Origin of the sequence: Shewanella hanedai (assembly GCF_007197645.1) — a bacterium.
Taxonomy (GTDB): domain Bacteria; phylum Pseudomonadota; class Gammaproteobacteria; order Enterobacterales; family Shewanellaceae; genus Shewanella; species Shewanella hanedai.
Window position 1 is genome coordinate 15,307 of the sequence record NZ_VKGK01000037.1, and the last position, 18,109, is coordinate 33,415.

Annotated in this window: 16 protein-coding genes; 13 read left to right on the plus strand and 3 right to left on the minus strand. The window is 45.2% G+C overall.

Annotation, left to right across the window (positions count from 1 at the left end; all coding sequences use genetic code 11):
• Positions 1–155: 155 nt before the first annotated feature.
• Both FN961_RS21640 and FN961_RS21645 read left to right on the plus strand, forming a co-directional pair.
• A complete protein-coding gene (locus FN961_RS21640) occupies positions 156–497 on the plus strand; it encodes a hypothetical protein (RefSeq protein WP_144042249.1) in 342 nt (113 codons plus the stop codon).
• 22 nt (positions 498–519) lie between these two features.
• Complete coding sequence (locus FN961_RS21645) at positions 520–1,200, plus strand: DUF4937 domain-containing protein (protein WP_144042250.1); 681 nt, start codon at positions 520–522, stop codon at positions 1,198–1,200.
• Positions 1,201–1,546: 346 nt separating this feature from the next.
• Here FN961_RS21645 and FN961_RS21650 read toward each other — a convergent pair whose 3' ends face one another.
• On the minus strand, positions 1,547–3,088 hold the full coding sequence (locus FN961_RS21650; protein WP_144042251.1) for a phosphoenolpyruvate carboxykinase: 1,542 nt from the start codon (positions 3,086–3,088) through the stop codon (positions 1,547–1,549).
• A gap of 438 nt (positions 3,089–3,526) precedes the next feature.
• Here FN961_RS21650 and gad point away from each other — a divergent pair, with 438 nt between their 5' ends.
• Together gad and FN961_RS21660 are read left to right on the plus strand one after the other, a co-directional pair.
• Positions 3,527–4,921 (plus strand): glutamate decarboxylase, encoded by a 1,395-nt coding sequence (gene gad, locus FN961_RS21655; protein WP_144042252.1) that lies wholly within the window; start codon positions 3,527–3,529, stop codon positions 4,919–4,921.
• 219 nt (positions 4,922–5,140) lie between these two features.
• On the plus strand, positions 5,141–7,018 hold the full coding sequence (locus FN961_RS21660; RefSeq protein WP_144042253.1) for an aspartate:alanine exchanger family transporter: 1,878 nt from the start codon (positions 5,141–5,143) through the stop codon (positions 7,016–7,018).
• A gap of 65 nt (positions 7,019–7,083) precedes the next feature.
• On the opposite strand, the gene hslO is transcribed toward FN961_RS21660, so the two are convergent.
• Complete coding sequence (gene hslO / locus FN961_RS21665) at positions 7,084–7,956, minus strand: Hsp33 family molecular chaperone HslO (protein ID WP_144042254.1); 873 nt, start codon at positions 7,954–7,956, stop codon at positions 7,084–7,086.
• 107 nt (positions 7,957–8,063) lie between these two features.
• The gene (hslR, locus tag FN961_RS21670) at positions 8,064–8,462 is read right to left on the minus strand and encodes a ribosome-associated heat shock protein Hsp15 (protein WP_144042255.1); all 399 of its coding nucleotides are present in this window, start codon (positions 8,460–8,462) and stop codon (positions 8,064–8,066) included.
• Between the two features lie 256 nt (positions 8,463–8,718).
• Here hslR and gspC point away from each other — a divergent pair, with 256 nt between their 5' ends.
• From gspC to gspK, 9 genes are all read left to right on the plus strand, one after another.
• Positions 8,719–9,627 carry a type II secretion system protein GspC gene (gspC, locus tag FN961_RS21675; RefSeq protein ID WP_144042256.1) on the plus strand — a complete coding sequence of 303 codons (909 nt, stop codon included), beginning with the start codon at positions 8,719–8,721 and terminating at the stop codon, positions 9,625–9,627.
• Positions 9,628–9,780: 153 nt separating this feature from the next.
• The gene (gene gspD / locus FN961_RS21680; protein ID WP_144042257.1) at positions 9,781–11,934 is read left to right on the plus strand and encodes a type II secretion system secretin GspD; all 2,154 of its coding nucleotides are present in this window, start codon (positions 9,781–9,783) and stop codon (positions 11,932–11,934) included.
• Entirely contained in the window at positions 11,927–13,495 is a 1,569-nt protein-coding gene (gene gspE, locus FN961_RS21685) for a type II secretion system ATPase GspE (RefSeq protein ID WP_144042258.1), read from the plus strand. Before gspD ends, gspE begins: the two co-directional genes overlap by 8 nt.
• 96 nt (positions 13,496–13,591) lie before the next feature.
• Positions 13,592–14,815 (plus strand): type II secretion system inner membrane protein GspF, encoded by a 1,224-nt coding sequence (gspF, locus tag FN961_RS21690; RefSeq protein ID WP_144042259.1) that lies wholly within the window; start codon positions 13,592–13,594, stop codon positions 14,813–14,815.
• Positions 14,816–14,893: 78 nt separating this feature from the next.
• The gene (gene gspG / locus FN961_RS21695; RefSeq protein ID WP_144042260.1) at positions 14,894–15,328 is read left to right on the plus strand and encodes a type II secretion system major pseudopilin GspG; all 435 of its coding nucleotides are present in this window, start codon (positions 14,894–14,896) and stop codon (positions 15,326–15,328) included.
• Between the two features lie 55 nt (positions 15,329–15,383).
• Positions 15,384–15,965: a type II secretion system minor pseudopilin GspH gene (gspH, locus tag FN961_RS21700; protein WP_144042261.1), complete on the plus strand. Its 582-nt coding sequence runs from the start codon at positions 15,384–15,386 to the stop codon at positions 15,963–15,965.
• Complete coding sequence (gene gspI / locus FN961_RS21705) at positions 15,955–16,350, plus strand: type II secretion system minor pseudopilin GspI (RefSeq protein ID WP_144042262.1); 396 nt, start codon at positions 15,955–15,957, stop codon at positions 16,348–16,350. The genes gspH and gspI overlap by 11 nt, the downstream gene beginning before the upstream one ends.
• Positions 16,328–17,089 carry a type II secretion system minor pseudopilin GspJ gene (gspJ, locus tag FN961_RS21710; protein ID WP_144042263.1) on the plus strand — a complete coding sequence of 254 codons (762 nt, stop codon included), beginning with the start codon at positions 16,328–16,330 and terminating at the stop codon, positions 17,087–17,089. The genes gspI and gspJ overlap by 23 nt, the downstream gene beginning before the upstream one ends.
• Entirely contained in the window at positions 17,082–18,083 is a 1,002-nt protein-coding gene (gspK, locus tag FN961_RS21715) for a type II secretion system minor pseudopilin GspK (RefSeq protein WP_185972867.1), read from the plus strand. Before gspJ ends, gspK begins: the two co-directional genes overlap by 8 nt.
• Positions 18,084–18,109: the final 26 nt, after the last annotated feature.

The following is an 18,109-nucleotide window of genomic DNA, read 5'->3' on the forward strand; positions in this document are numbered from 1 at the left end:
TTATCTAAGATTGAATAGCTTTACTTAATGACGTAATAGCTTAACTTCTGTTATGTCTCTATAGATAAAAAGAATAACTGGGGCTGTATTTGATTTAGTGTTAGTTATATCTTGTGGATATTGGCTTTGTTAAGCACTTTAAGGAAAGTAGATATATGCAGCAGCAAGATCATGATGAGAACTTTAAGAAGCTGACTCGTATCGCTAAGTTTCTGGTGCCTATATTTATTATTATGTTGATAAGTGTTTTAGCTTGGTTCGAGTTCAGCAATGAGATGCTTAACATTAACGTTGTAAATAAGAATGTTGAGTGGAGTGGGGGATGTTCTAAAGGGAATTGTTCTGGCAGCCCCATTTATTATGTCTCGACGGATGCGGAGACGTTCATCACGACTCAAAACATCTATGACCGAATTGAAGTTGGTCAGAACTATGATGCTGAAACTGAAGGATTTACAGGGATAGCCGTTCACCGAAGAATTGATTATCTTTTTTAAAGCCTAACTCTGCGAGAAAGAGATGATAACGAAATATATACGTTGTGAAGTACCAGTGGCCAGCAAGGCTGCTTTTTCGAAAGGTCAAAGCCTCTGGAAAGAGACTGTATACAGTGAGGGCTTTCGTTCGCAACTCGGCGGCTGGGAGCTATCTAAGGGGAGGTCAGTTAAGGGTAAGACGACTAGCAGTAAGGCGATGATTTTGGCTCATTGGCAAGACATGGAGAGTGTGAGAAATTTCATGAAACTCGCTCACGATCCTATTGCCGATAAAACCAATCAGGCCGAGACTTACAGCGCGCTCTCGGTCTCCTATTTATCAGCAGTCATGGACATTCCGGCTTCAAATCAAGACAACCAAAACAGAGTCGAGAGTGGATTTATCCGTATTGCCGATTGTTATGTCGCCCCAGATAAAGCAGATGCCTTTATTCAGGAGCAAAAAACGCTCTGGAATCCCGGCATGCAGCAAGCCAAGGGCATGTTAGGCGGTGAGTTATGCCTATTCAACGATGAAGCAAACCGTTTTCTGGTCATCAGCTACTGGCAAAGCGAGTCACATCATAATAACTACACCACCCAACACTTCCCAGCTTTAAAACAACAAGCCGCCATCGACATCATCGAAACCATCTCAGGCCACAATATCCAAACAGAGCCAAGCTGGAAAATCACAGCTTTAGAGAAGGCGATAGCCAAATAGCTAACCTTTTAATTTATACATGTTCAATCGAAGAGATCATGTTGCTTTAAAAATCCAGTGTAGGTGCAACTAAGGGCGTTGAAAACAGGATGTTTTCGTCGAGCGGCCAAGGATGGCTTCACAGCGTCCCTTAGAGGTACCTGCACATCCCCCCGCTGGGAAGCGATAGATAACAATGAAGTTATGCCCCAAACCATCCACCCAACACCACTAATACACTCAATATGAATGAAACAATAAACAACACATACCAAACAACAGATATAAAAATCCCAGCGTAACCAAAGTTAAACTGGGATTAATCGCAAAGCTATCAGCCTAAAACTAAGCCAATAAAAAGACCTTATTAAGCATTAGGTCCGGCATGCTTGATCGAATCTGGTACTTGATACTTCTCGAAGTTAGCCGTAAAGCTCTCAGCTAACTGCTGGGCATATTCAGCATATTGTGCCTTGTCTGCCCAAGTGTTGACTGGGTTAAGTAGCTGAGTGTCGACGCCTGTAACTGCAACAGGTACGTGCAAGTTAAGTTTTTCTAGGTACTCTGTTTCAACGCCTTTTAACTCACCACTGACGATAGCATCGACGATAGCGCGTGTTGTCGGGATATCGAAACGCTTACCGACACCATGTGGGCCGCCTGTCCAACCCGTATTCACGAGGTAAACTTGGCTGTCGAATGATTCGATACGCTTCATCAGCAGTTCAGCGTAAACACCTGCTGGACGTGGGAAGAAAGGTGCGCCGAAACAGGTCGAGAACGTTGATTGAATCGCAGAGCTTGATCCCATTTCGGTAGAACCGACTTTCGCCGTGTAACCCGATAGGAAGTGATAAGCAGCTTGCTCTTTAGTCAAAATAGAGACTGGCGGTAATACACCTGACACATCACACGTTAAGAAGACAACAGCATGGGGCTCGGCGCCACGGTTTTCTTCTATGCGTAAGCCAATATGCTCAAGCGGGTATGCTGCGCGGCTGTTTTCAGTCAAGCTTGAGTTGGTGTAATCAGGGATGCGATTTTCATCCATCACTACATTCTCAAGCACAGTGCCGAAACGAATAGCGTTCCAGATCACTGGCTCATTTTTCTGGCTCAGGTCGATACACTTTGCGTAACATCCGCCTTCGATATTGAAAACACCACCCGGTGCCCAACCATGTTCGTCATCACCGATTAAGAAACGCTTAGGATCGGCTGATAGTGTGGTTTTACCTGTACCTGACAGGCCGAAGAAGAGTGTGGTATCGCCATCTTTACCTACGTTAGCCGAGCAGTGCATTGGTAGCACGCCTTTTGCTGGTAGTAGGAAGTTCTGCACTGAGAACATTGATTTCTTCATCTCACCAGCATACTTAAGGCCTGCAAGTAGGACTTTACGCTCGGCGAAGTTAAGAATAACAGTCGCATCTGAGTGAGTGCCATCACGCTCGGGAACACATTCAAATCCAGGTGCGTTGATGATCTGCCAAACTGGCTTATCAGCAACATTAAATTCTTCAGGAATGATAAACAGGTTACGGGCAAATAACTGGTGCCATGCGGTTTCTGTGGTGACTTGAATTGGCTGGTAATGTTGAGGATCAGCTCCTACTTCCAACTCAGAAACAAATAACTCTTTGTCACCTAAGTAAGCTTCTACTCGGTTCCATAGTGCAGTAAACGCCTCTTGCTCAAAAGGTTTGTTAACTGCACCCCAGTCGATATCGGCCTCAGAGCTTGGCTCTTTGACAATAAATCGATCGTTGGGTGAGCGGCCTGTACGTTCGCCTGTTTTAGCGACTAAAGCCCCGTTTGCTGTAAGTTCGCCTTCACCGCGTGCTAGTGCGATTTCGATGAGTTGTGCCGTCGTAGGATTGCAGTGAGTACGAGGTGTTCCATCCGCCATTAGTAAGGTCTCCATTATTGAGGTCGGAAATGGGCGCCAGTCTTTGCCAGCTTGGTTTTTGTGCGTCTTATGCGCTATTTTTCATGATTGTAACGTAAGCGTAAATAAATGTGTGAGTAACTTCGCTTAAATGGTGAAAATATTAGTTGTCGCCGGTTAATTAAGATGAGAGGGATAAGACTAAAGATTGAAATTTTGTTTGTTTTAGTGAGTTTGACTGCATTTTACTGCATATAACATGCCTGAGATGGGCATAAAGTCTGGTTTCAAATGGTTATTTTTAATTAATCTAACTTTACATTCGACTGCATTGACGTGTTCGGCTAGCAGGCATACTATCGTTTTAACTCACAAGGCAGATGTTTTAGCTTTGTTTTGTGACGTCTTCAATATGAGTTCACAACCTAATTTTTTGTTTATTTCAACGGAGTTAACCTTATGCCTCTTCATTCAAAGGATACGGTTAGAGACGACCTTCTCGATGACATCTACTCGTCAGCAGACTTGGCCCAATCTATGCCAAAGTACAAAATGCCTGAGCTGGAACACGATCCACGTCACGCTTACCAAGTGGTGCATGACGAACTAATGATGGACGGAAATTCTCGACAGAATCTGGCGACTTTTTGTCAGACCTGGGTTGAGGAGCAAGTGCATCAGTTGATGGACGAGTGTATCGATAAAAATATGATCGATAAGGATGAATATCCTCAGACGGCAGAGATTGAAGCTCGCTGTGTGCATATGTTGGCGGATCTGTGGAATTCTCCAGATGCTGAAAATACCTTAGGTTGTTCTACTACGGGTTCGAGTGAAGCGGCAATGTTAGGTGGAATGGCGCTTAAGTGGGCCTGGCGCAAGAAGATGAAGGCGTTAGGCAAGCCAACTGATAAACCGAATATGATCTGTGGCCCTGTGCAAGTATGTTGGCATAAATTTGCTCGCTACTGGGACATTGAGTTACGTGAAATCCCAATGGAAGGCGATCGTTTAATCATGACTGCTGAAGAGGTGATTAAACGCTGTGATGAGAACACCATTGGCGTCGTCCCTACATTGGGTGTGACATTTACCTGTCAGTATGAGCCTGTTCAAGCCGTGCATGATGCTTTGGATCAATTGCAGAAAGACACTGGCTTAGATATTCCTATGCACGTTGATGCTGCCAGCGGTGGTTTCCTTGCACCATTTTGCGACCCAGACCTTATATGGGATTTCCGCTTACCACGTGTTAAATCAATCAATGCATCTGGACATAAGTTTGGCCTAAGCCCATTGGGAGTAGGTTGGGTTGTATGGCGTGATGCTTCAGCTTTAGACGAAGATCTTATCTTCAATGTGAATTATTTAGGCGGTAATATGCCGACCTTCGCATTGAACTTCTCTCGCCCAGGTGGCCAGATTGTTGCGCAATACTATAACTTCCTACGCTTAGGAAAAGAGGGTTATCGCAAGATCCATCAAGCATGTTATGACACCGCTGTTTACCTGTCTGCTGAGATTGAAAAGTTGGGCATGTTCGAAATCATCTATGATGGTAATGGTGGTATTCCAGCAATGAGTTGGGCTTTGAAAGAGGGCGTTGATCCAGGGTTTAACCTGTACGATCTTTCTGATCGCATTCGCTCACGAGGCTGGCAAATTGCCGCTTATGCAATGCCGCCTAAGCGAGAAGATCTCGTCATCATGCGCATTTTGGTTCGTCATGGCTTTAGCCGAGATCAAGCGGATTTGCTGGTTAACGATCTTAAACATTGTGTGGAGTTTTTTGCTAAACATCCTATCTCACACAATAGTGATCAAGAGGAATCTGCAGGGTTTAACCACGGTTGATGAAGCAAGGGGCTGTGCTAAACGGCCCTATTCCTGTTTCAAAGAGTTAGTGCCGCTGACATCAGAGGTGCTATCGCATTTTGTAAGAAGGGCATATTGACCATGTCCTTTTTACACGATGATCTTCCATAAAGCTGAATATACCCAAACAACTTCAACATGCAGTAGGTTGCTTGGGTATAGACGTTTGGTCCATCTTTTTCAACACGGGAAACGATAATGAATACCTCTTTTTTGGGTAAAATCTCCCTTTGGGTAAAGACGCAACGCTGGGCGTTGTTACTGACACTATTTATTTCACTATTTTCTACTAACCTTTTGGCTGCTGAAACTATCGAAACGGCAGCGATACAAGACGCTGCTGGATTACTTACTTTCCTGTTTACCTATATCGCTCATAATCCCTTTGTATTTCTCTTCTTGAGCATTGCTATCGGTTATCCCTTGGGGAAAATCACCATTAAAGGCGTCAATTTAGGCTCAACAGCGGGCACTCTGGTGGTTGGCGTTACTATCGCATTAACGGCATTTTCTATTTATGGGTTGAGAATCGATGCGCCTGGGCTGGTCTCTGATATTTTCCTGATGATGTTTATGTATGCTATTGGCATGAAAGTCGGACCGCAGTTTTTCTCCGGTTTAGCCCGAGGTGGGCTGGATTTTGTGGTTATCGGTCTTATCGTGGTATTCAGTAATTTTCTTATTGTTTTCTTTGGTTCAAAACTATTGGGTTTAGCGCCCGGCTATGCGGCGGGGATTATCTCGGGAAGTTACACGGTTACAGCTGTGATGGGGGTAGCTCAATCGGCGATTGATTCTGGTGCGTTTAAAGCTCCAGCGGGCATGACGTTAGATCAAGTCAGTGCCAACATTGCTGCGGGTTATGCCATCAGTTATATCCTTTCAAGCGTTTTCATTATTTTACTTATCAAGTATCTACCTGCGATGTCGGGTGTCGATCCGGTAAAAGCAGGAAAGGATGCGGAAGCGGAGTTTGGTTCTGGCGATGATACAGAAGCGCTGCCGAGTACCAGTGGTTTTTCAAATCTTGGGGTGTTGCCCTTGGATATTCGCGCCTACCGAGTTGATCATCAAGAGTTAGTCGGCCAAAGTGTCGAGGCACTATTCCACCGTTATCCCCATGCCGCTGTCTTGAAAGTGGTACGTGGCGATGAAGTGCTAGATGCTGCGGATAATCCAGTACTTGCGCTTGGTGACATCATTGGTGTGCGAGGGAATTATCATCTGCTGATCGAAGGTGGTGAGTCTACCGTCGGTGTTGAAGTGGATGAACCTAGGGCCCGTAATGTTGATATCGAAGTGGCGGATATTCATCTTGGTAAGTCGGAATTCACTGGAAAAACCATTGAAGAAATAAGCACTGACATTGGGTTTGGTATCTATCTCAAAGCCTTGTTTAGACAAGGGCATCAGCTGCCTGTTTTACCACAGACGGTGGTTGAAGTGGGTGACGTTATTCGTGTAGCTGGATCAGATTGGTGCGTTAAGCAGGTAGGGAAGAAGCTTAACAGTAATCCGATTGTTGAGAGCACGCTGACTGAAACTTTCTATTTAGCACTATCTTTATTGATTGGTTATATCTGTGGCCATTTGAGTGTCACCGTTGGCGGTATTCCCTTTGCGCTAGGCACATCTGCTGGTTGTATGTTGACGGGGATTATCTTCTCATTTTTGAGAACCCGTAACCCAGCCTTTGGTGGCCCCATGAGTGAGGGAGCGAGAAGCTTCTTGCAAGATATCGGCTTGAGTTTGTTTGTTGCAGTATTAGCGGCAACGGTTGGCCCAAAAATCTTGGCATCATTTCAAGGTACCGTGGTGATTAAGATCGCCATACTCGGGTTAATTGCTGCATTAGTTCCACCAGTTCTTGCTTGGATATACGGTTTCTATTTCCGCAAGATGAATCCAGCTATATTGGCGGGAGCGTGTGCGGGCGGTCGTAATAGCACACCAGCGATGAAAGGAGCTCAGGAGGCGTGTCAAAGCGATATACCTGCAGTGGGGTATCCTGTTCCTTATGCGCTTACTTCGATGATAGTGCTCGTTCTGGGCTATCTGACGATGGTGCTTTATTGATATCAATTAATAGGCAATAAAAAAGCAGCTCATGATGAGCTGCTTTTTTGTGTAGCGATAGTGGATCAGCTACTTAATTTAGGATTAGCTTCAGGAGTTTGAGTGTTGCTAAATATGGCAGCAACATCAATTGAGTCAAAGCTGTAGTTGCTATTGCAGTACTCACAGCCCATTTCGATTTTACCGGTTTCAGCTAGGATAGAGTCTATCTCTTCTCTCGATACCGTGCGTATTGCAGAGGCACTACGCTCACGAGAGCAAGTACATGAGAAGGTTACTGCTACTGGGTCGAATAAACGCACCTCTTCTTGATGGTATAGACGATGCAATACATCTTCCGCTTCAAGGTCAAATAGTTCTTCAGCTTTTACCGTGGCGGTTAGCTGCTCTAAGTGCTCAAACTGGGCGTTATCATCGCCTTCACTTGGCAATACTTGTAGCAACATACCTGCAGCTTGTTTACCGTTGGCAAATAAGTTTATTGAGGTCGGTAACTGTTCTGATTGAGCAAAATACTCTTCAAGACAGGCTGATAAGGTTGGTTTATCGAGCGCAACGACGCCTTGGTAGCGTTCGCCTTCAGTCGGACTTAAGGTGATCACCATATGCCCCTTACCGAATAGCTGCTGTAGATCGCTATCATCGCTGATGTCGCCTTTAAAGCGCGCAACACCACGAAGTTGTTGTAGATTATTACCATTGATCACAGCTAAAGAGACTGGGCCATCACCTTGAAGTTGGACGCTGATATCACCGTCGAACTTTAGGGTTGCCGTTAGCAAGGAAGTTGCAGCTAGCAGTTGACCGAGTAAGTTCTGAATTTGAGGAGGATAATCGTGGGCCGAAATGACCTCCTGATAGCTCTTCTCAAGTTGTACCAACTCTCCACGGACGTCGGCATTTTCAAATAGGTAGCGGTGTAAATTATCTTTACTCATGTCTATCTCGCAATTACATTCGGTATTAGCGACTTTTTGGGTCGCATTATATTGGTGAACTGATGAGAAGTTCATCAGCACTATATTGGGGTATAGATTGCTAATTGCTAGCCTTCTTTGAAGCGTATTAGCTGACGGCGCTGTTTCTTATCTGGTTTATGGTCAGGAGCCGGATTATTCAGTACATTTAACCGTCTGGCTTCGGCATAGGTTTCACGTTTCACTATGCTTTCAGGTGTTTCGCAGTATAAAGTTTGTGCAATCGCTGCTTTTTGTCTCTGTTCTGACAGTTTTATTATGACGATCTCTTTTTCGTCATGTCCCTGTCTTAACTTTATGACTGCATCCAGTTCGGCGACTTTACTGGATTTAGCGCGTTGCCCATTATAATGAACTTTACCACCATTAATCATCTCTTTTGCGATCGCACGTGTTTTGTAGAAGCGTGCAGCCCAAAGCCACTTATCTAGGCGGATAGAGGTGACTTCTTTGGGTGACTTTGTCATCGAGTCTCCGTGGTGCTATTAATCTTGGTTAAGCTCACAAGCTGAATAATAAGATCGCTAATTTTGATAGTAATAGCCTATTATAGCGATTGGCTTCACAGCCATGTCTGGCGCGTAAAGTTAGTATATCAGGGCTCTTTTCGCCAATAAAGGTAATGTTGTGGGCTTGTTGCTGTTAACAGTGTAGGTTAGCATGGCCTGTACTCGCTAAATTAACTTAATCAGAACAGAGGCCTGTGCAGAGGGTCCACATTTTATGGATTTATTAGATAAAGTTATCAACAAGGCTTCGGATATTCCACATAAGCCTTTGAGCACAAGTGTTTTTTGGGTTGGTTTAATTATTACCCTATACCTCTTAGCTCAAATTACATGGAAGTTAGTTCCTAGCTCCGAGCCAGACTCAAACTGGCACCCTACCCCTGAAAGTATCAGTGCGGGTAAGCGGGTGAGTGTTTCTCAATTACAGGCATTATCACTCTTTGGTAAAGCTGATGAGGCGTCTAGTCAGCCCAAAGCGGCCCCAGTAGAAGAGCAAATAACCGATGCACCTAAGACTTCCCTGTCAATTCAGTTGACGGGTGTCGTGGCCTCGACCTCTAAGCAAAAAGGTCTGGCGGTGATAGCATCAAGTGGTAGTCAAAATACCTATAGCTTGGGCGATAAAATTAAGGGCACTTCGGCCTCTTTAAAAGAGGTATATGCTGATCGTATCATCATTACTAACAGTGGTCGGTATGAAACCTTGATGTTAGACGGTCTTAAGTATGAGACTAATGGTCAAGCGAACAGGCAACTGCAGAAAGCTAAATCAGTCCGTAAAGTGGATAAGCGCGAGAATAACGAATTTGTTGAAGAGGTATTGGCATCTAAAGCTGAACTCTTAGCCGACCCAAGTAAGTTGACCGATTATTTAGCTATCTCGCCAGTGCAGAGAGAAGGTCAGTTGCAGGGTTACCGTTTAAATGCAGGTAAAGATAGAGACCTGTTTGCAAAGTCAGGTTTGAAAGGCAATGATCTGGCTAAATCAATAAATGGTTATGATCTGACTGAGATGAGTCAGGCATTAGAGGTGATGGCACAGCTGCCGGAGTTAACTGAAATTTCATTGATGGTCGAGCGTGACGGACAACTGGTCGAAGTCATGTTTAGTTTACCTAATTAATGCAATATCTTAAGAATTAATAAAGACAATAATTGAATTCGCCACACACCACGTCAGGCTTGGTGCATGTGAATAAGAGCAAACTTACATGTCCCTCTGCTTTTTGGTGAGGAGTGTATGTGGCAAACAGCTTAGGCTTTATGGGAAGTTAAAATGAATAAGAAGAATATTCGCAGAAAATTAATCGCAGGTGTTGTGATGGGAGCGTCGTTACTTGCACCTCAGCTGGCTTGGTCAGAGCAATATGCGGCTAATTTTAAAGGGACTGATATTCAGGAGTTTATCAATATTGTTGGTAAAAACCTAAACAGGACCATCATTGTTGATCCTACAGTACGCGGTAAAGTTAACGTCCGTAGTTATGATTTACTCGACGATGAGCAATATTATCAATTCTTCCTCAATGTGCTTCAGGTTTATGGTTATGCCGTCGTCGAGATGGATAACAACATCATCAAGGTGATTAAGGATAAAGACGCTAAAACTGCGGCTATCCGTGTGGCCGATGATAAAACGCCTGGCTTAGGTGACGAGATGGTGACGAGAATTGTCGCCCTCTACAATACAGAAGCTAAGCAGCTCGCTCCGCTATTGCGTCAGCTTAACGATAATGCCGGTGGCGGTAATGTTGTTAACTATGATCCGTCGAATGTATTGATGATTTCCGGTCGTGCTGCAGTTGTCAACAAGTTGGTTGAGATTGTTCGCCGCGTCGATAAGCAAGGTGATACTGAAGTTCAGGTTGTGCCACTTGAGTTTGCCTCAGCAGGCGAGATAGTGCGCATTATCGACACCCTATACCGTTCTACTGGTAATAAGTCTCAAATGCCGGGTCAGGCACCTAAAGTGGTAGCAGACGAACGCATGAACGCAGTCATTGTTAGCGGTGATGAAAAGAGTCGTCTCCGCGTTGTTACCTTGATTAAAAAACTCGATGCAGAGCAGGCCAGTACTGGCAACACTAAAGTTCGTTATCTGAGATACGCTAAAGCAGAAGATTTGGTTGAAGTATTGACTGGTTTTGCTGAACAGTTAGTCAATGACAAAGATGGTGGTGGAGGTCAAGCGGGGAGCAAGAAACGTCGTAATGAGATCAACATTATGGCGCATGACGATACTAACGCACTTGTGATCAGCGCTGAACCAGATCAGATGCGTACCATTGAAAGCGTCATTAATCAGTTAGATATCCGCCGGGCACAAGTATTGGTTGAAGCCATTATCGTTGAAGTTGCCGAAGGCGATGATGTCGGTTTTGGTGTGCAGTGGGCTACGGCTGCAGGCGGTGGTACTCAGTTTAATAATTTAGGCCCAACCATAGGTGAGATTGGCGCAGGTGTGTGGAGCGCAAGAGATCAAAAAGCATCTCAGACCTGTAGTGGCTCAGGCGATAATCAAACCTGTACTGATAACCCAGATACACCGGGTGACATTACCTTACTTGCGCAAGCGCTAGGTAAAGTTAACGGCATGGCATGGGGTGTAGCGATGGGTGACTTCGGTGCACTTATCCAAGCAGTGTCGAGCGATACTAAATCAAATGTACTAGCAACGCCGTCTATCACGACTCTGGATAACCAAGAAGCGTCATTTATCGTCGGTGACGAGGTGCCTATTCTTACGGGTAGCCAAAACTCAAGTAATGGTAACAGTAACCCTTTTCAAACGGTTGAACGTAAAGAGGTGGGTGTAAAGCTTAAAGTCGTACCTCAAATTAACGAAGGTAATTCAGTTAAGCTAACGATTGAACAAGAAGTGTCAGGCATTAACGGTAAAACCGGCGTCGACGTGACTTTCGCAACTCGTCGTCTTACGACTACTGTAATGGCCGATTCTGGTCAAATTGTTGTCTTAGGTGGTTTGATCAAAGAAGAGGTGCAGGAGAGTGTGCAGAAAGTTCCTTTCCTCGGTGATATTCCGTTTATTGGTCACCTGTTCAAGTCTTCATCGAGCGGAAAGAAAAAGACTAACTTGATGGTATTTATCAAGCCAACCATTATTCGTGATGGCATCACAATGGAAGGCATAGCTGGTCGTAAATATAATTATTTCAGAGCGATACAGCTTGAGCAGCAGGAGCGTGGTATTAACCTGATGCCAAATAGCGATGTGCCTATACTCGAAGAGTGGAATCAGTCTGAGTATTTACCACCAGAAGTGAATGACATTCTTGAGCGTTACAAAGAAGGCAAAGGTTTAGAGACTAAGATGCGTAAAACAGACTCTACTTTGAAGACCATTTCTGAGAATAAAGAGCCTGAATCTGCAAGCGATGTTGCTCCTGTCGAAGGTAGTGCCAATGAGTGAAGCTCAAATTTCTCAGATTGATGAGCTGGCTCTGGTTAGTGATGAGCTAGGCTTAGTCGCGGAGAGTGAAACCGATGAAGTGTTTCACTCTAACAGCAGGGAGCGTCTGCCTTTCGCATTTGCTCACCGTTTCAAGGTCGTCATCGATAAGAAAGACAATGCGCTGACGCTGTTCTATACGGCAGACTCTCCTATCACTGCTTTACTTGAAGCGCGACGTTATACCGGTCAGAACCTTCCAATAGTCGAGCTCGAACCTGCCGCGTTTGAAACTAAATTAACCCAGGCTTATCAAGCTAACTCCTCTGAAGCCCAACAAATGATGGAGGATATTGGCAATGAGATGGATCTGTTTACCTTGGCCGAAGAGTTGCCTCAAACAGAAGATCTGTTAGAGGGCGATGATGATGCGCCGATCATTAAGTTGATCAACGCCTTGTTATCAGAAGCCATTAAAGAGGAAGCATCGGATATCCACATCGAGACTTACGAAAAGCAGCTGGTTGTGCGTTTCCGTGTCGATGGTGTGCTAAAAGAAGTCCTCAAGCCGAATCGTAAGCTTTCATCGCTGCTTGTTTCACGTATCAAGGTTATGGCGCGTCTCGATATTGCCGAAAAACGTGTACCACAAGATGGTCGTATCTCATTGCGTATTGCAGGTCGTGCGGTGGATGTACGTGTGTCGACCATGCCATCAAGCCATGGTGAGCGAGTAGTGTTACGTCTACTCGATAAGAACACGGGTAACTTAGATCTGGTTCAATTGGGCATGACCCATGCGGTTCAGGTGCAGTTTGAAGAGTTAATTCGTAAACCTCATGGCATCATTTTGGTGACCGGTCCTACTGGCTCGGGTAAAAGTACGACCTTGTATGCCGGTTTAACAGAGCTTAACTCTAAAGATACCAATATTCTAACGGTGGAAGATCCGATTGAGTATGAGTTAGAAGGTGTGGGTCAAACGCAGGTTAACACTAAAGTTGATATGACCTTTGCTCGCGGCTTACGCGCCATATTACGTCAAGATCCTGATGTGGTAATGATAGGTGAGATCCGAGACTTAGAGACTGCTCAAATTGCGGTTCAAGCATCATTGACGGGTCACATGGTGTTATCGACACTGCATACAAACACAGCTTCTGGTTCGATTACCCGATTACAAGATATGGGCGTAGAGCCTTTCCTTGTGTCTTCGAGTCTACTTGGTGTGTTAGCACAACGATTGATCCGTACCTTATGTTCTGAATGTAAGTCTGAGCATACTCCTGATCAAAGCGAACGTGCTCTGCTAGGTATGTCAGAGGACGATACTCGAATTATTTATCGTGCCGAAGGTTGTAAGAGCTGTGGCCATAACGGTTACCGTGGGCGAACCGGTATTCATGAATTATTGATTGTTGATGATGATGTTCGTGAACTTATTCATACCGGACGAGGCGAGCTTGCGATTGAACGACATATACGTCAAAAAACGCCGAGTATTCGACATGATGGGATGAGTAAAGTACTGGCGGGCAAAACGACTTTAGAAGAAGTGTTGCGTGTCACCCGTGAGGAGTAAGCTGATGATGCCAGCATTTGAATATGGCTTGTTAGATAGTCAGAATAAACAAACTATCTCTGCTTTACTGCTTTGTTCAGATATGGAGAGGTAGTCATGCCAGCATTTGAGTACAAGGCATTAGATAATAAGGGTAAACAGAAAAAAGGTGTGATGGAGGCTGATACAGCCCGCCATGCCCGAGGTCAGTTAAGAGAGCTGCGCTTGATGCCGTTGGAGATCACGCCAGTCATCGAGAAAGCAACCAAGGCAAAGTCCAGTGGGAAGAGCTTTTTTCAGCGTGGCATTTCAGTTGCCGAACTGGCACTCATCACTCGTCAAATTGCAACATTGGTGGCAGCAGGCCTTCCGATTGAGGAAGCGCTAAAAGCGGTTGGCCAACAATGTGAAAAAGATAGATTAGCCAGTATGATCATGGCGGTTCGTTCCCGCGTGGTCGAGGGCTATAGTTTGGCCGATTCAATGGCCGAATTCCCCCATATATTTGATGATTTGTATCGCGCGATGGTGGCATCGGGTGAAAAATCTGGCCATTTGGAAGTGGTATTGAACCGCTTGGCCGATTACACCGAACGTCGTCAACAACTCAAGAGTAAGATGACACAAGCGATGATCTATCCGATCGTGCTCACTGTGGTTGCTATCAGTGTTATCGCAATTTTACTTGCGGCCGTAGTGCCTGAAGTGGTGGGCCAGTTTGAACATATGGGACAAGATCTACCTTGGACGACTTTACTGCTGATCGCCGCTTCTGATTTTATCAGAGATTACGGCATCATCGTCTTAGGCGTTGGGATCGGTTTATTTGCGCTGTTTAAAAAGATGCTAACTAAACCTGCTTATCGCATGAAATACGATAAAGCCTTGCTTGTTTTGCCAGTTATCGGTCGAGTCAGTAAAGGCCTTAACACTGCGCGCTTTGCACGTACGTTAAGCATCTTAACCGCCAGTGCTGTACCGCTATTGGATGCCATGCGCATTGCCAGTGAAGTCTTGGTGAATGTCAGAGTTAAAGCTGCGGTTGAAGAGGCTACTGCTCGAGTTCGTGAAGGAACAAGTTTAGGTGCTGCGCTAACGAATACGAAACTTTTCCCGCCAATGATGCTCTATATGATCACATCAGGTGAGAAAAGTGGTCAGTTAGAGCAGATGCTGGAACGGGCTGCAGACAACCAAGACAGAGAGTTTGAGTCCAATGTTAACATTGCTTTGGGTGTGTTTGAGCCTCTGTTAGTGGTGAGTATGGCGGCTGTGGTACTGTTCATTGTACTGGCGATCCTACAGCCAATTTTAGAGCTAAATAACATGATAAGTGGTTAACTGCGGATAATCGCTCATGGTCGTTTTTTATTTTGTGCATCCGCGGAGGATGCACACTGTTTTCAAGAGGAAGTATCGATGAAAGTGAGAAATAAACAGCAAGGTTTTACGTTACTTGAAGTCATGGTTGTTATCGTTATTTTGGGCATTTTGGCTTCTATGGTTGTGCCTAACCTTATGGGTAACAAAGACAAAGCTGATATTCAAAAAGCCGTCTCAGACATCGTGGCTTTAGAAAACTCATTGGATATGTATAAGTTGGATAACAGTATTTACCCAACGACAGAGCAAGGCTTAGAAGCATTGACTCAAAAGCCAACTGGTTCACCAGAGCCACGCAACTACCGTGACGATGGTTATGTGAAGCGTCTGCCACAGGACCCATGGAGAAATGATTACCTGTTATTGAGCCCAGGTGAGAACGGTAAGTTAGATATCTTCAGCGCGGGTCCAGATGGTCAAGCGGGTACTGAAGATGATATCGGTAACTGGAATCTGCAGAATTTTCAGTAATCACTGAATTCTCGATTAATTCCCACTCAATGATGACGCACAGGGCTGTTATTTGATGAGAGATACACATCAAAAAGGCTTTACCTTGATGGAAGTGTTATTGGTCATTCTCTTAATGGGAATGGCCGCTTCTGCTGTGACGATGAGCATGAGTGGTGCCGACAAGAAACGTGAGCTTGAGAAAACGGCTCAACAGTTTATGGCAGCCACAGAAATGGTGCTCGATGAGACGGTACTGAGTGGCCATTTCATCGGCATTGTGGTCGAGAAAGAGAGTTATAAATACGTCGTGTATGACGAAGGTAAATGGAAGCCGCTGACCAAGGATAGAATTTTAGGTGAGCGACAAATGGAGCCCGGAGTGCGCATTGATCTGGTGCTTGATGGATTGCCATTGGTACAGGACGATGAAGAGCAGGACTCTTGGTTTGAAGAGCCACTGATTGAAAAATCAGAAGAGGATAAAAAGAAGTTTCCTGAGCCGCAGATCTTGTTATTTCCAAGTGGAGAGATGAGTGCATTCGAGCTGATGTTTGTTAGTGACAATGATGAGGGTAAAGAGGTTGAAGCGTTAGTGGTAGGTGATGCATTGGGACGGTTAACTCTGGGGAGAGAGGATGGCTTCGATGATCGCTAAAACTACAAACGGCAGCAGTAAAGCCAAAGGGATGACCTTACTTGAAGTTATCGTGGCGCTCGCCGTTTTTTCGATTGCGGCGGTCTCAATCACCAAAAGTTTAGGTGAACAGATGGCGAACATGCCCATCTTAGAGCAGCGTACCTACGCCCAATGGGTGGCTGATAATGTGATGGTCGACGCTAGATTAGAGACTAAATTTCCCGATATTGGTAAGAAAGAAGGTCAGACAGAACTGGCTGGTAAAGACTGGTATTGGCGTAAAGAGGTGGTGAAGACCACCGACGATAAATTTCGAATGATACGTGTTAGTGTCAGTGAAGATCAACGTTACGAACGTATTGCCGCTCAGGTCAGTAGTTATGTGCTCAACCAAGAAAAATAGCAGCGCGGGTTTTACCCTGCTTGAGATGCTCGTGGCCATTGCGATATTTGCCATGCTAGGGCTCGCCTCTAATGCGGTGCTACAAACAGTGATGCATAACGATGAAGTCACCAAAGATTTCTCTAATAAGCTTAAGGCGATGCAGCAAGGTTTTGGCGCTTTAGAGCGAGATTTCGGCCAGATGGTTGCACGTACGCCACGTTTAGTTGATGGTGGCAGAGGAACAAGTGTTTTCCAAACGGGTTCAGACATTTTAGATTCTGAATCTGAAGCCTTAGTCTTTTTCCGCTTAGGTTGGTTAAATCCAGATGGCATTTTGCCAAGAGGCAGTATTCAATCCGTTGCCTATGTGGTGCGAGAAAATAACCTTGAGCGTTGGTATTACCCCTACCCTGAACCAGAATTTGGCAGCGATCCGATAAAAACCATTGTGATGCGTGATGTGATCTCGGTGGAATACTCCTTTTTTGTAAATGAAAAATGGGAACGAAAGGTTGATGGCGCTGAATTACCTAAAGCAATAGCCATGGAAATTGAACTTGAAGGGCTAGGTAAGATCCAGCGTAAGTTTTTACTGCCAGTGGGTGCCAAGCCTGGTTCCGGTAGCGACAGTAACGGCAGCGGTACTGGCAGTGGTAGTGGCAGCGGTAGTGGCAGCGGTAGTGGCAGCGGTACTGGTAGCGGTAGTGGCAGCGGTAGTGACGAAAATGGTCGTGATAAGGGGAATGGTAATGGGTAAGCTGCCGAAGCAACAGCGAGGCGTTGCCCTCATTGTGGTGCTGCTTATCGTGGCAATGGTGGCGATTATCGCAACCAATATTAACAGCCGTAATCAATTGTCGATGCGCCGCACCCTAAACCTTGCTCAATATGATCAGGCATATTGGTATGCGTTGTCTGCTGAAGAGCTGACCAAAAAAGTGTTAAAGCAAGATTTAGATGATTCTGAAGGTCGAGTTCATCTGCAGCAGTATTGGGCACAAGCTGATGTGGTTTTTCCAGCGGAGCATGGAGAGATAGCCGGTAAAATAAGCGACATGCGCGCTTGTTTTAATCTGAATTCTTTGTCCGTAGATACTAAAAATGAAACCAATGGCAACGGTCAGCCCAAACTTCCGTTAGCAGCGACACAATACAAAGGCTTGTTAGTGGCCTTAGGCATGGATGAGTTTTCTGCTGAGCGTCTCACTCATACCTTGAAAGATTATCTCGATGAAGACACAACGGCGAGCCCCTTCGGCGCAGAAGATGCTGAGTATGAGTCACGTAATGTGCCCTATCGAGCTGCGAATACCTTGATGAACCATCGCAGTGAACTCAGAGCCGTGATGGGCTACTCCCAAGATATCTATCTTAAGTTGTTACCCTATATTTGCGTGATCCCCGGCGATGACCGTCAGTTGTTGAATGTGAATACCGTTAAGGTTGAGCAAGCAGCGCTGCTAGCTGGGATGTTTAATGACAAGATGTCAGTGAGTGAAGCTGAAAGCATTATTAATCAGCGCCCTGGCGATGGTTTTGAAACAATAGAAGATTTTAAAGAAAACTCATCAGTTGTCAGCTTGTTGGCTGCAGATGCGGCCTTAGGTTCCAGTTTTGTGGTTAATAGCCATTACTTTCTACTTGAGGCCGGTGCGAAGGTCGATACGGCTGTATTTCGTTTAGAAAGCGTGATTAAGACTGAAGGTGCAGGTTTCAATATATTGACCCGGCAGTTTGGCGGACAGAAATAGCCATTCTGGTGCGTGACTGGCAGAAT

Excerpts from the sequence above, each read along its gene's own strand:
- FN961_RS21645 (WP_144042250.1), top strand. The coding sequence starts at position 520 with ATGATAACGAAATATATACGTTGTGAAGTACCAGTGGCCAGCAAGGCT.
- gspD (WP_144042257.1), top strand. The coding sequence starts at position 9,781 with ATGAATAAGAAGAATATTCGCAGAAAATTAATCGCAGGTGTTGTGATG.
- gspF (WP_144042259.1), top strand. The coding sequence starts at position 13,592 with ATGCCAGCATTTGAGTACAAGGCATTAGATAATAAGGGTAAACAGAAA.
- gspK (WP_185972867.1), top strand. The coding sequence starts at position 17,082 with ATGGGTAAGCTGCCGAAGCAACAGCGAGGCGTTGCCCTCATTGTGGTG.
- hslO (WP_144042254.1), bottom strand. The coding sequence starts at position 7,956 with ATGAGTAAAGATAATTTACACCGCTACCTATTTGAAAATGCCGACGTC.
- FN961_RS21650 (WP_144042251.1), bottom strand. The coding sequence starts at position 3,088 with ATGGCGGATGGAACACCTCGTACTCACTGCAATCCTACGACGGCACAA.
- gspH (WP_144042261.1), top strand. The coding sequence starts at position 15,384 with ATGAGAGATACACATCAAAAAGGCTTTACCTTGATGGAAGTGTTATTG.
- gspJ (WP_144042263.1), top strand. The coding sequence starts at position 16,328 with ATGTGCTCAACCAAGAAAAATAGCAGCGCGGGTTTTACCCTGCTTGAG.
- FN961_RS21660 (WP_144042253.1), top strand. The coding sequence starts at position 5,141 with ATGAATACCTCTTTTTTGGGTAAAATCTCCCTTTGGGTAAAGACGCAA.
- gspE (WP_144042258.1), top strand. The coding sequence starts at position 11,927 with ATGAGTGAAGCTCAAATTTCTCAGATTGATGAGCTGGCTCTGGTTAGT.
- hslR (WP_144042255.1), bottom strand. The coding sequence starts at position 8,462 with ATGACAAAGTCACCCAAAGAAGTCACCTCTATCCGCCTAGATAAGTGG.
- gad (WP_144042252.1), top strand. The coding sequence starts at position 3,527 with ATGCCTCTTCATTCAAAGGATACGGTTAGAGACGACCTTCTCGATGAC.
- gspG (WP_144042260.1), top strand. The coding sequence starts at position 14,894 with ATGAAAGTGAGAAATAAACAGCAAGGTTTTACGTTACTTGAAGTCATG.
- gspC (WP_144042256.1), top strand. The coding sequence starts at position 8,719 with ATGGATTTATTAGATAAAGTTATCAACAAGGCTTCGGATATTCCACAT.
- gspI (WP_144042262.1), top strand. The coding sequence starts at position 15,955 with ATGATCGCTAAAACTACAAACGGCAGCAGTAAAGCCAAAGGGATGACC.
- FN961_RS21640 (WP_144042249.1), top strand. The coding sequence starts at position 156 with ATGCAGCAGCAAGATCATGATGAGAACTTTAAGAAGCTGACTCGTATC.